The 12,245-nt window shown below is 36.3% G+C and carries 11 protein-coding genes; 8 read left to right on the top strand and 3 right to left on the bottom strand.

All coding sequences use genetic code 11. The features are described 5' to 3' along the window. The first annotated feature begins 19 nt into the window (after positions 1-19). The 8 genes from AT685_RS00610 (at position 20) to AT685_RS00575 (ending at position 6,614) form a co-directional block, all read left to right on the top strand. On the top strand, positions 20-1,648 hold the full coding sequence (locus AT685_RS00610; RefSeq protein WP_072151120.1) for a thiamine pyrophosphate-dependent enzyme: 1,629 nt from the start codon (positions 20-22) through the stop codon (positions 1,646-1,648). A 91-nt stretch (positions 1,649-1,739) separates the two neighbouring features. Beyond that, the gene (locus tag AT685_RS00605) at positions 1,740-3,443 is read left to right on the top strand and encodes a GAF domain-containing protein (RefSeq protein WP_072151119.1); all 1,704 of its coding nucleotides are present in this window, start codon (positions 1,740-1,742) and stop codon (positions 3,441-3,443) included. A gap of 46 nt (positions 3,444-3,489) precedes the next feature. Continuing rightward, on the top strand, positions 3,490-3,693 hold the full coding sequence (locus tag AT685_RS00600) for a hypothetical protein (RefSeq protein WP_072151118.1): 204 nt from the start codon (positions 3,490-3,492) through the stop codon (positions 3,691-3,693). A 67-nt stretch (positions 3,694-3,760) separates the two neighbouring features. Beyond that, positions 3,761-4,033 carry a EutN/CcmL family microcompartment protein gene (locus AT685_RS00595; RefSeq protein WP_072151117.1) on the top strand — a complete coding sequence of 91 codons (273 nt, stop codon included), beginning with the start codon at positions 3,761-3,763 and terminating at the stop codon, positions 4,031-4,033. 21 nt (positions 4,034-4,054) lie between these two features. After that, entirely contained in the window at positions 4,055-4,324 is a 270-nt protein-coding gene (locus AT685_RS00590) for a EutN/CcmL family microcompartment protein (protein ID WP_072151116.1), read from the top strand. A 28-nt stretch (positions 4,325-4,352) separates the two neighbouring features. Next, positions 4,353-5,210 (top strand): sigma-70 family RNA polymerase sigma factor, encoded by an 858-nt coding sequence (locus AT685_RS00585; RefSeq protein ID WP_072151115.1) that lies wholly within the window; start codon positions 4,353-4,355, stop codon positions 5,208-5,210. Positions 5,211-5,274: 64 nt separating this feature from the next. Then, on the top strand, positions 5,275-5,829 hold the full coding sequence (locus AT685_RS00580; protein WP_159420438.1) for a C40 family peptidase: 555 nt from the start codon (positions 5,275-5,277) through the stop codon (positions 5,827-5,829). Next, the gene (locus AT685_RS00575) at positions 5,826-6,614 is read left to right on the top strand and encodes an ABC transporter ATP-binding protein (protein ID WP_072151113.1); all 789 of its coding nucleotides are present in this window, start codon (positions 5,826-5,828) and stop codon (positions 6,612-6,614) included. The genes AT685_RS00580 and AT685_RS00575 overlap by 4 nt, the downstream gene beginning before the upstream one ends. Positions 6,615-6,620: 6 nt before the next feature. Here AT685_RS00575 and AT685_RS00570 read toward each other — a convergent pair whose 3' ends face one another. The 3 genes from AT685_RS00570 to AT685_RS00560 all read right to left on the bottom strand — a co-directional run bounded on the left by AT685_RS00570 (position 6,621) and on the right by AT685_RS00560 (position 12,228). After that, positions 6,621-7,406, bottom strand: a complete 786-nt coding sequence (locus AT685_RS00570; protein ID WP_072149613.1) for a biotin--[acetyl-CoA-carboxylase] ligase — start codon at positions 7,404-7,406, stop codon at positions 6,621-6,623. 14 nt (positions 7,407-7,420) lie between these two features. Beyond that, positions 7,421-9,586: an adenylate/guanylate cyclase domain-containing protein gene (locus AT685_RS00565; RefSeq protein WP_072151112.1), complete on the bottom strand. Its 2,166-nt coding sequence runs from the start codon at positions 9,584-9,586 to the stop codon at positions 7,421-7,423. A gap of 86 nt (positions 9,587-9,672) precedes the next feature. Beyond that, positions 9,673-12,228, bottom strand: coding sequence for a hypothetical protein (locus tag AT685_RS00560; RefSeq protein ID WP_072151111.1), 2,556 nt, complete (start codon positions 12,226-12,228; stop codon positions 9,673-9,675). Between the last annotated feature and the right edge of the window lie 17 nt (positions 12,229-12,245).

Here is a 12,245-nt window from a genome sequence, read left to right as displayed (position 1 = left end):
AATTTGAAATTTAAACAAAATGAGGAAAGAAAAAATGGAAGATAGAGAAAAACAAGTTGAAAATATTTCAACTAATGGCGGACAACCATTGGAAGATATTTATAAAGATATCATTGATGTTGAATACTTCAACGAGGTAGTTGTTGGGGCTTATAACCGTGGAATAGCCGAGGAGGAATTGCCTGCTGATATTTATACCGCAAGAAGCATCATACCTGCTGGAACTGGAGCTTTGAGAGATTTTAGTTATATTGCTCCTGAGATTCCACTTTTTAATCCTGATAATTGCGTTGGCTGTATGGAATGCGTGACGGAATGCCCTGACACCGCAATTCTTGGTAAAGTTGTGCCTGAATCAAAGCTTGAAGAAGAACTTAACAAAATTCAGGACCCTGTTAAGAGAGAACACATTCGCAGACAGTTTGCCAAGACAACAAAATATTACGAGGTCCCGAAGAAAAAGGGAATTGAACCAGGTTTATTTATGATAGCAGTTGATCCAACTAAATGTAAAGGTTGTGCTGAATGTGTTTCTGCATGTGGGGATCACAACGCTTTGCAGATGATTAAAAAGACAGGGGAAAATTTGAAAAGGTATAGAGAAGTTTTTGAGTTTTATACTAAGCTTCCCGAGACGCCAAAGGAATATATCCAGGAAAAGGTTCTTGCAGACATGATGCTTGCTGGAAAGTCATTGCTTTATGTTGGTGGGGCTGGTTCATGTATGGGTTGCGGTGAAGCAACAGCGATAAGAATGATGCTTGCAGCAACAGGTTTTGTATACGGACCTGAAAATATCGGTATTGTCGCAGCAACCGGATGTAATACTGTTTATTCCTCAACATATCCATATAATCCATTTAGGGTGCCATGGATAAATTCTCTTTTTGAAAATGCTCCAGCTGTTGCGATTGGAATTAGAGCAAGATGGGACCAGATGGGATGGCAACATAAAAGGTTGTGGGTTATAGGTGGGGATGGGGCAATGTATGATATAGGATTTCAATCTCTTTCAAGAATGCTTGCTTCGGGAATGGATATAAAGGTTCTTGTGCTTGACACGCAAGTTTATTCAAATACGGGCGGTCAGTCTTCAACATCAAGTTATCTGGGTCAAGATACCAAACTTTCAGCTTACGGGAAAGAAATCAAAGGTAAATCAGAAAGAAGAAAAGAACTCGCACAAATTGTGATGATGCATCCTGATGTATTCGTTGCTCAGACAACGCCCGCGCACATTAATCATTTCTATCGCTCAATTCTATCGGCTAATGAATTTCAAGGTCCTGCTGTTGTCATAGTTTATACGACATGTCAACCTGAGCACGGTGTTGGTGACGATATGGCAATGCAGCAAGCTAAGCTTGCTGTTGAATCAAGAGCATTTCCTCTTTTGATTTATGACCCAAGAAAGGGTGAAACAATAAAAGAAAGGCTGAGTTTACAGGGGAACCCAGCGCTTAAGGACGATTGGTATGTTCATCCGAAGACAGGCGAAGTTATAGATTTTATTTACTTTGCAAGAACAGAGGGAAGGTTTGCAAAGCATTTTGATAAAGATGGAAATCCAGATGAGATGCTCTTACAAGCTCAAGAAGACCGACTGAAAAATTGGCGTTTGCTTCAAGAACTTGCGGGGTTAAGATGAATTTGTTTTTTATGTCGTTATGATTTGATTTTTGTTATAAATTGAGTTAATTTTTAGTAAAGTTTGTTTTCATTAATTTGGATTTAGCAAGATGAGCAGGGTGGAAAATAATCCCGCAAAGTTCATATTTTTGCTTACATTCGTGTTGATATCTATGTTTCTTATAGTGGCGATTGATAATAAAATAGTAAGATTGGCCTTTGCATTTGCGTTGTTAATCTCTTTAAGTCTGATTGTAAATGCTATGATTTTGAGCAAAAGAAAAAAAATGGGCAACAAAATATCGTCTTACGAAGATAAACAATTTGAAGCACCTGATGAAGGTTTTGTAATAAGAAAACCAGAACAAGGTTTGTCAACCTCATTTGAGAAATTAAACCCAAGGGAGGAATTTAAAGAGCTTCTTAAAAAAATTCTTCTGCTCATCAAAAAAAATATCGTTGCTGATTCCGTCGCCTTTTACTGGGCTAACGAGGATAAAAAACAAATGGTTTTTGAAGAGGGTATAACTGATCTTGGTTTTAATTTCGTTCGCAGATATAACTGGGATGACGACGCTTTAAGTATGGTTGCTAAAACTGGCAGACCAAAACTTATTGGCGATATTAATTCTTCTGCGAGCGAAGATGTTATAAAGTATCAAAGTCCCAAAGCTGGGAGCAAATCTTTACTTGTTCATCCAGTTTCGTATAAGAATAGAACCGTTGGCGTTATCCTGCTTGATTCTCGTCAAACACAAACATTTAGCGATGATGATGTTAAAAATGTTGGTCTTTTTTGTGAACTGATTGCAAATCTAATTGAGAACTATAACGGTAAATTTGACCTTTACTACAAAGCGAGAATACTTGAAGTTGTGGTTGATTTTGAACATTTTAAAATTGAGGAATTGTTCCTGAGGATTCAAAACTTTGCAATTAAAACGCTTGATTGTTCCGCTGTTGCTGTTGTTTTATTTGAAGATGGGAAGTGGGTGGTTGCTTTCGGATATTCAAAACTTGGGAAATATATTGATGCTGGGACGGAAATTAAACTTGAAGGAACACTTACAGGTGAGGTTATAACGAGCGGAGTTCCAAGAATAATCCCGTCAACGAGAACGCATGGGAAAGTTTTTAGATTCACTGATAGCGAAAAAATCAATCTTGAATCTTCAATAGCTGTTGTCCCGATAAGGTATGGTAGAAAATGTTACGGTGCTATAGTTTTTGAACACCCTAAAAATAACTTCTTCTCATCCTATAGTGATATAAAAAAACTTGAAAATCTTGCTAACATTGTTGGCATATTGCTTGAGAATGATAGCTTAAATGAACTTGTGGAGAATTACTTCGTTTATGATGAAGGGACATTTTTGATGAAAAAGAATTACTTTTATTCACGGCTTGATGAGGAAATTGATAGAAAAACAAAACATGGTGGAGAACTTTCACTTATCTTGATAAAAGTTGATAACATTGATTATATTAAATCAACTTATGGTGAAAGTTCAGCTGAAATCGTTCAACCTTATATTGCAAGTATTATACGGGAACATTTGAACAAATACGACCTTGCAGGGAAACTTGAGGATAATCTCATTGGCGTGGCGCTTGTTGAGTCTGGACCAAATGAAGCTTACATATGGGCGGAGAAGTTAAGAAAAGTTATATCAAATCAGGAAATAAAGTTTAAAGACAGGAGTTTTAGTGTAACTATAACCGCAGGAGTTTCAGCGTGGGATAGAGAAAAAAACGCTGATGAATTTGTTGAAAAAGTTAAAAAAAGTTTTTTAAAAAATAGTTCAATCAAGTGAAAATGTTGTAAAAGTTTTTTAAAAACAAAAAATCATTGGTATAAATATGGCAAAAAAGGTGGCTTCATTCGCCGATAAGGTGGCAAAAGATGCAAAAAAGGTTGTTGAAACCTGTCCACGCTGTGGTGCCCCTGTTCAGGTGGCACAGCTTGTCGTCTCAAGGAAAAGCGAAGAAACAGGGGTATGGCGTTACAATAGGAAATCAGTAAAAATTTGCAAGTGCAACGAGAAAGAAATATATGCGATGTAAATAACAGGAACATTTTTTTTAGAATATAAGTTATTCTATCTTTGAACAATAAAGATCAGGTGGATGAATGATATTAGGGAAGGTAGTAGGAACTGTATGGGCAACGAGAAAAGATGAAAGTTTGACAGGCTTAAAGCTACAAATTGTAAAGCATGTTGACCTTAATTACAATGTCAAGGAGAATTTTCTGATAGCGGTTGACAGTGTTGGTGCTGGAGTTGGTGAAATCGTCCTTGTTGCTACAGGAAGTTCCGCAAGGCTTACTTCTGTTACAAAGAATAAACCAGTTGACGCTGTGATAATGGCAATAGTTGATAAGCTTGATGTTGTTTCGGATTGAGAACTAAATAATTTGGGTTAAGTGTTTATAGCAAAGGTTATAGGGACTGTATGGGCAACTGTTAAAGATAGGAATTTGCAAGGGTATAAGTTGCAGATAATTCAGCCATTAAATTCAAGAGGTGAAAAGGTTGGATCTCCAATTATGGCTGTTGATACGATTGGAGCAGGACCTGGAGAGACTGTAATGTATATAACCGCCCGTGAGGCGGTGATACCTATGGGAGTGAAAGAAGCACCTGTTGATGCTTCAATTGTCGGTATAATTGAGAAAATTGACTTGTATCAATAAAAACAAAATTTAAAAATGAATCAAGGGTATGGTGAGAATCACCAAAACAATTACAAATCGGGAGAGCATTTCAATTGACAAATACCTTCAGGAAATTGGGAAATATGAACTTCTCACGCCAGAAGAGGAAATTGAACTTGCTCGTAGAGCAAAACAAGGTGATGAGAAAGCGCTTGAAAGATTAATTCAAGCAAATCTTCGTTTCGTTGTGAGCGTTGCTAAGCAATATCAAAATCAAGGTCTCCCGCTTGGAGATCTCATAAATGAAGGTAACCTTGGCTTGATAAAAGCAGCGAAAAGATTTGATGAGACAAGAGGCTTTAAATTCATATCTTATGCTGTCTGGTGGATAAGACAATCAATTTTGCAGGCACTTGCTGAGCAATCAAGAATAGTTCGCTTACCTTTGAATAGAGTTGGAGCTTTGAATAAAATTGGAAAGAAGTTAAGTCAGCTTGAACAAGAATTTGAGCGTGAGCCCAGTGCTAATGAACTTGCAGAAGAACTTGATATGAGCGTTTATGAGGTCGCTGATACCTTGAAGATTTCAGGAAAGCACATTTCAATGGATGCTCCATTTGTTCAAGGCGAGGATAATAAGCTTCTTGATATAATGCCGAATGAGAATGACCCAATGCCTGATCATGGACTTATGTATGAGTCCTTGAAGAAAGATATTGAAGAAGCACTCAACACGCTTGACCCCCGTGAAAGAGAAGTTGTGAAACTTTACTTTGGAATTGGATATGATCATCCTCTCACACTTGAGGAAATCGGTGAAAAGTTCAAATTGACCCGTGAAAGGGTAAGGCAAATTAAAGAAAAAGCCATCCGAAAACTCAGACATCACACCAGAAGCAAAGCCCTCAGATCTTATCTTGGTTAATTCACTAATCCCGACCATTGGCGGTCGGGATTTTTTATATCAAAAATAACTTGAGTTGTGGAAAGTGAGAAAAATTATTTTCTTCTGTTTGCTGATCCTTTCTTGCTCTTCAACAGTGAGATATTCAAATGTGGAAAGTTCAGAACTCACGGAAAATTTTATTATAAAAGAGATTGAAGTTGAAGATGATATTAAAGTGAGTTTGAACGACGTTAAAAGTTTATCTTATTCTGAGATTCAAGAGGCAATCGTTCGTGAGGTTTTAAATTACATCGGCATTCCTTACAGAAAGGGAGGAAACGGCGATAAAGGGATTGATTGCTCCGCATTTGTTATGATTGTATTTAAAAATGTCTTTGGAATTGTGTTGCCAAGGTCATCGTTTGAACAGTTTAAAATTGGAAAATTGATTAGAAATCTTGATTCTTTGAAGGTTGGAGATCTTTTATTTTTTAATACAACGGGGAGAGTCGCATCACATGTTGGAATCTACATTGGTAACGGCTTATTTGCTCATGCAAGTGTGAAAGATGGTGTAACTGTCTCATCAATTTACAGCACATATTACAGAAAAAGATTTAACGGAGCCAAAAGAATAATTGAGGTTGGTTCAAATTGATCCTTTCTGTTAAAAATCTTGCAACTTATTTTTTCCTTGAAGATAAAATAATCAAAGCAGTTGACGGCATATCGTTTGAAATAAACGAAGGTGAAATCGTTGCTTTAATTGGTGAATCTGGTAGTGGGAAAAGCGTCACCGCTCTTTCAATCGTTAGGCTGATAGACCCTCCAGGGAGAATTGTAAGCGGTGAGATTTTATGGCGAGGGGAAATTGACATTTTAAAGCTGGATGAGGGAGACCTAAAAAACATCAGGGGGAAAGAAATAGGGATAATTTTTCAAGATGTTACAAACTCTTTAAATCCTGTTTTAACTGTTGGAAGGCAGGTAAGGGAGGTTTTTGAAAATCAATTTGGAGTTGACAAAAAGAGCGCAAAGGTGAAAGTTCTTGAACTTTTTGAAAGGATTGGGATAAGTGAGCCTGAAAAAGTTTATGAACTATATCCACACCAACTTTCAGGCGGATTAAAGCAGAGGATATTGATAGCCATGGCTTTCGCTTCAAAACCAAAACTCATTATTGCAGATGAACCAACATCTCTTGTTGATGCTTTAACGCAAATTCAAATACTTGATTTGATAAAATCTTTTCAAATTGAGAATAAAACCTCAATCCTTTTGATAACACACAACTTCGGCATAATAAGTGAAATAGCAAATCGTGTTTATGTGATGCACAGAGGTAAAATTATAGAGAGTGGAGAAACATTTGAGGTTTTATCCAGCCCAAAGCATCCATATACACGCAATTTAATTAATTCGGCAAAATTTTTATCGTTTTAAGAAGCTTCATTTGACAACGGTAACATCACCGGATGATAATTTAATTATTTTTGAAGTTTCATCCTCAAGAAGAAGAAAACCAGTTTCATCAATATCAATTGCTTTCCCAGTTATTGTTTTTCCAGATTGTATCACCGTAATTTTTTGACCAAGCATTGTGCATCTTTTTTTCCATCTTTCAATTACTGATTTAAAGTCTCTATCTTTGTTAAGTTTTTCATAATCTACTTCAATTTGGCGAAGTATATCTTTTGTGAGTTCAGCTCTATCGTAAACTTTCCCGGTTGAAAGGTAAAGCGAAGTTGCATAATCTTGAATTTCTTTTGGAAATTCACTTTGATTGACATTTATTCCGATGCCAAGGATGACGAAATCACCTTTGTCAGCTGTAATTGATGCTTCCATTAAGATCCCGCAAAATTTTCTATTGTTTATCAGGAGGTCATTTGGCCATTTTGTGGTGATTTTAAGATTGGTATTTTTTTCAATCGCTTCTGCAACCGAAACGGAAAATAAAAAGGGAAGTATAGAAAACTTTTCAAGTGGGATTGTGGGACGCAAAATTATTGACATAAGTATATTTTTCCCTGGCTCTGATTTCCATATCCTTCCAAATCTACCTCGTCCGTGCGATTGGTAATCTGCAATTATAACTGTTCCTTCGGGTTCATCTCTTTCGGCAATTTTTTTCGCATAATCCATTGTTGATTTTATGCTTTTGAAGAAAAAAATTCTCTTTCCAAAAATTTTTGTGTTAAGATTAGTTGATATGCTTTTTTCGTTGAATTCCATAGGTGGGGTAAATTTTACTTGGTTTGCATCACAAATACACCAGCCCAATCTGGTGGTGGTGGAGTTTCCTTGAAATATAGGCAACGCTGAATATATAATTTACAGGTATAATCATTTGGATGAAATTCGAGCGCTTGCATAAACTTTTCAATTGCTTTATCCCACTCCATTGAACGATAAAGTTCAAGTGCGGAGTGATAGATTTCAATAAATTTTTTCATATCATCAGGCAATGTATCGTTGGCGGGAGCAATTAATTCATAAACTCTCACTGGCTCAGTCTTTCCTTTTACGACAATAAGATCAAGCTCTCTGACTATAAATTTATCTTTAACTTTTTCATAAGTTGATTCGCCTATCATTATATTTGTTCCGTATTCTTTATTTGCTCCCTCAAGTCGTGACGCAAGATTGACATCATCTCCGATTACAGTATAATTAAATTTTACTTTAGAGCCCATATTTCCAACGATTACTTTGCCCGTGTTAATTCCGATTCTCATTTTTATTTCTGGTCGTCCGAGTTTTTTCCATTTTTCACGAAGTTCTTTTAATTTTTCCTGCATTTCAAGGGCGGTGATGCATGCGTTATAAGCGTGATTTTCATCTGGCACTGGAGCTCCCCAGAAAGCCATTATCGCATCCCCAATGTATTTATCTATCGTCCCTCTGTTTTTAAAGATTATTAGTGATAATTCATCGAGTAATTCATTTAAAAGCGTGACAAGCTGATGTGGAGTTAATTTTTCGCTCATTGTTGTAAAACCTTGAATATCGCTGAACAAAATTGTAAGCTCTCTTTCCTCACCACCCAAAGCCATAAGCTCTGGATTTTCAATCAATTTATCAACAACCGATGCGTCAACATACTTTTCAAACATGCTTCTTATCTGTTGCTTCTGCTTATTCTCCTTGAATGTTAGAAAACTTACTGAAGATATATAGCAAAGTAAAATGCTAAGTATTGGTTCAGCATTATAAAACCATCTTAATAGTTGTGTGAAGGATAAAAACGAAAAGGCAAGATAACCAATTAAAATCGCAATCGTCAAAAGCAAACTATTATGAAATCTCGTTATAAAACCTGATACACCAACTATCAAAGTTAAGATCACCATTATAAAGAGCTGAACACGCCAGCTAACAGGTCGTATAAAGTTTTTGGATACGATTGTGTTAAATACATTTGCGTGTATAAAAACATTTGGAGATTTTTCGGAAAAGGGGTTTGGTCCGAGATCTCCAACTGAGCGTGCGGTTGGACCTATTATTACAATTGCGTTTTTAAATTGTGAAAGGAACTCAGCGTCACCTTTCATCCCAGCCTCAATCACTTTATAAAGTGAAACCTGTCTGAAAATTGTATCTGGTCCAGTATAATTTATATAAAGTTCTGATTTTAAAGTTGTCGGAATTTTAAACCCATCAAAATCAAAGATGATCTCATTTCTCTTTTTAACGATGTTGACCTTTTTATAATCAATCCCGAGATGTTCAAACGCAAGCACAACTCCAAGCGATGGATAAATTTTACCAGCATACTCAACAAATAATGGTATACGGCGTTGGACTCCGTCAAAATCAGGTAAAATTGCAACATGTCCAATTCCGTGTGAAGCATCAACGAGCTCATCAAATGATTTCCCGGCAAATGTAACAGAACGGTGAAAATACTGTCTCAACTCAGGTTGGATTGGAATGCCCCAGTGGTTTATTTTGTGATGAACGAGGCTATCAATGTAAAGGTCAAGCTCAGCATCGCTTATCCCTGAAGGTCTATATGGTCCAACTGCAAGAAAAACATTTGAATGCTCAACAGAATAAACAAGAAGCTTGTTAAAATTTTCATCAATTTGTTTGTTAATGAAAAGGTCTATACCAATGGCTTTAGCCCCTGCTTCGGTCATGTAATAAATTGCTTGAGCGGTGATATTATGCGGGATTGGATATCCAAAGTCAATAAGTTCTCTCTCATCAATTTTAACTACGATAAAGTTTGGATTTGGAAGGATTGAACCCCTGGCTTTGAACATCATATCAAGCGATTTATACTCAAGTGCTTTAAAGATGTCTCCGAATATATTGGTCTTGAAAAAAAGAATAGACAGAAGAATTGAGAAGCTTGCAAAAAGAACGCCAAACGGGGCATACTGAACTCTTTTCTTTTGAAAAAGTTTCATTTTTTCTCATCTGGAAAATTTTGAAGGAAAATATCTTCAGTGTAAATTTAAACTTCAGGATGATAAAACTCAAAATAAAAACTCAGTTAAAATTTCCAGTAGAGCAATGATTTAACCGTTTGCAATTGCGTTGGGTCAGCACCTCTTCTTCCTCCAAAGACGAAAACATTTTGTCCCTTCTCAAAGATTTCCTCTTTTTTGTATTCTTTTCCTTTTTTCGTTTGCTGTATAGATGTCCTTGATGCTTCTTCAATTAGTTTTTTTAATTCTTCTTTTGAAATCTGCTTTTTTGAAACATCTTTTTTCTCTCCCGCAACTTCTCCAAGTTCCCTTAAAATATCTTCAATGCCAAGCGTTTCATATGCTTTTTGAGGTGATTCAAACTTTGATATAGCTAACTCAAAAAATTGCTTTGCGGTTTCAGGATCATCGTTAAGATAGAATAGAAGTCCTATGTTAAGATATACTCCACCATCATTGGGATCAATATCGGTGCTCTTTTTATAGAAATCAAGCGCTTTTTGAGGCTCGTTTTTGAGGAAGTAGATATTTCCAAGCGAGTTGTAAGTTATTGAGCCCGAGAACTTTGAGATAAATTTTTCTGCATCATCATATTTATCAAAAAGGATAAAAATCCTCGCAAGTTTATTCATTGAAACCTCATCACCTTTTGATGCAAGGGATTTTACAATATCATTTAGCGTTTGTTTGTAAATTTCTTTAAACTGTGCGATATCATTTTGAGTGGTTGAGGAAATCAGGGTAATATCGGGTTTGGTCTGGGGTTTAGCAAGAGCTTCAACATTTACCGGCGGATAATTTTTCCATCCTTTGTGTATATCAATGATGTAAATATTTCCAGATTTTAAAGATATACCAGCCTTTGGATCGGAGGCAAGTTTTGTAACACCACCGAGCTTATAATATTGTTCAGCACCTGTTTTCCATGCAGTTGCGAATGGTTCAGTGATAAGTGTGGTCTCAATAGGAATCCATACATTCCCGTCGTAAATTATGTAATCATACGGGTTGAAACTCACAAGATGAGCGTTCTTGTGCGGTATGCCTGTGTCAAACATCATGAAGATGTGATCCGATGTCAAAATGAAGGCACTTCTGATCCCGACGCTTTCAAGCAAGGAAGCAAGCAAAATTGCATGATCATCGCAATCACCCGTTCTATAGTAAAGAAGCTCTCTTGGAAAATAAACATTGTCAAGTATTTCATTACCCGAAACTTTCCACGGGTCAGAGACATATTTTATACCGTATGTGCGCACCGCATTGTAAATAACCATGGCATTTAGAATGTTTCTCGGTAGTTCGGTATCTTTTAAATTTACAGAACCAAGAACAAGTCTTGCGAACTCCTTGACAATTTCATCGCTCGGGGTCACAAATGAGCAAACTGATTCAGGAACCCTCCATGAAATCGCATTGCGGTTGTAAATGGCGACGGGTTTTGATAAACTTCTCTCCTGAACTTTACCAGCAACTGTATAAGTAATTTTTGCCTGGGCTTGCGAAATTAAGTTTTCACTTAATTTGAGAAGGGAAGAAATATCAAGAGTTATTGGAACTGGGATCTGTTGTTTTGAATTTGGCTTTATCGTTTGAACAACAATTTCGCTCGGCATTTTCATAAAATCAGGGATTAAAACCGAAACCTTGACATTGCGAATTTCACTTTTTGATGAATTTTCAATTGTGATTTGACCTATTGGATTATATGCGTAAAAGTTATATTGTGATGGGAATATCGGGAGAATTGAGAAGTCGGTTATATCCAAAAAAGCTTCTCCAACCGTCGTTTTTGCTTCGGTTTCTTTTTCTGGTGGTGATAAAGTTAATCGTTTTGAAGTAAGTTTTACAATTTTAAGTTTTCCGTAACCTACAAGTTCCTTTCTAAACTGTTCTTCACCTGCGATAAGGGCATCAAAAACAAGAACATTTGTGTCAAAAAATTTATACTTTAAAGCTTTAATTGATGGTATTGATTGTTGAAGTTCGGATTCAATTTGAATTGCTCTATCAGGTGAAATTCCATAAACTGCGATCTCAATTTTTTTAACCTGTTCTTCCTCTTTTAATCTTTCTTTAATTCTTGATACGACATTTTTTGAGACTTTGTTGGCGAGGGATCTAAAGAGAGAATTGACAGCTCCTTTTTTATCTTGAGCAAATTTTCTATCGCTTGCAGTCACAGAGCCAAGCAATTCACCTGTATCTGTGTAAATGATTTTAATATCAACTTGTCCAGTATATTTATGTTGCTTAACATCGTAAAATTCGGATTCCCCTCCATATTCGGCGTTTGCATATCCAAGTATAATTATCTCCGCACCGAAGCGATTTTCATATTCCTTTGCCTTTTCAGGATTTCCCTCAGCTTGTTCAAGTTCCCTTGCTCTTATCATTTCAAAAACAGTATAGTCAATAACCTTAAAACCCTCTTTTAAAAGTTCATTCTCAATGCTTGAAGCAATTGTTCTCGTCCCTGTGAAATTACCATCAACAATTTCATCAATCACAACCATAACTTCTGGTTGTGTCATTCGTTTTGTAGCTTTTTCAACATCCTGCGAAAAAGTGGATGAGATAAATAAAATCAAAAAAACTCCGATGAATGGAAAATACTTCATGATTTGACCTCACAATT

The sequence above is a fragment of the Candidatus Kryptobacter tengchongensis genome, from assembly GCF_001458555.1.
GTDB lineage: Bacteria > Bacteroidota > Ignavibacteria > Kryptoniales > Kryptoniaceae > Kryptonium > Kryptonium tengchongense.
Note: the sequence above shows the minus strand (reverse complement) of the source record. Positions and strands in the feature narration are given on the sequence as shown.

Coding starts and splice junctions, on each gene's coding strand:
- AT685_RS00610 (WP_072151120.1), top strand. CDS start 20: ATGAGGAAAGAAAAAATGGAAGATAGAGAAAAACAAGTTGAAAATATT.
- AT685_RS00605 (WP_072151119.1), top strand. CDS start 1,740: ATGAGCAGGGTGGAAAATAATCCCGCAAAGTTCATATTTTTGCTTACA.
- AT685_RS00600 (WP_072151118.1), top strand. CDS start 3,490: ATGGCAAAAAAGGTGGCTTCATTCGCCGATAAGGTGGCAAAAGATGCA.
- AT685_RS00595 (WP_072151117.1), top strand. CDS start 3,761: ATGATATTAGGGAAGGTAGTAGGAACTGTATGGGCAACGAGAAAAGAT.
- AT685_RS00585 (WP_072151115.1), top strand. CDS start 4,353: ATGGTGAGAATCACCAAAACAATTACAAATCGGGAGAGCATTTCAATT.
- AT685_RS00570 (WP_072149613.1), bottom strand. CDS start 7,406: ATGGAATTCAACGAAAAAAGCATATCAACTAATCTTAACACAAAAATT.
- AT685_RS00565 (WP_072151112.1), bottom strand. CDS start 9,586: ATGAAACTTTTTCAAAAGAAAAGAGTTCAGTATGCCCCGTTTGGCGTT.
- AT685_RS00560 (WP_072151111.1), bottom strand. CDS start 12,228: ATGAAGTATTTTCCATTCATCGGAGTTTTTTTGATTTTATTTATCTCA.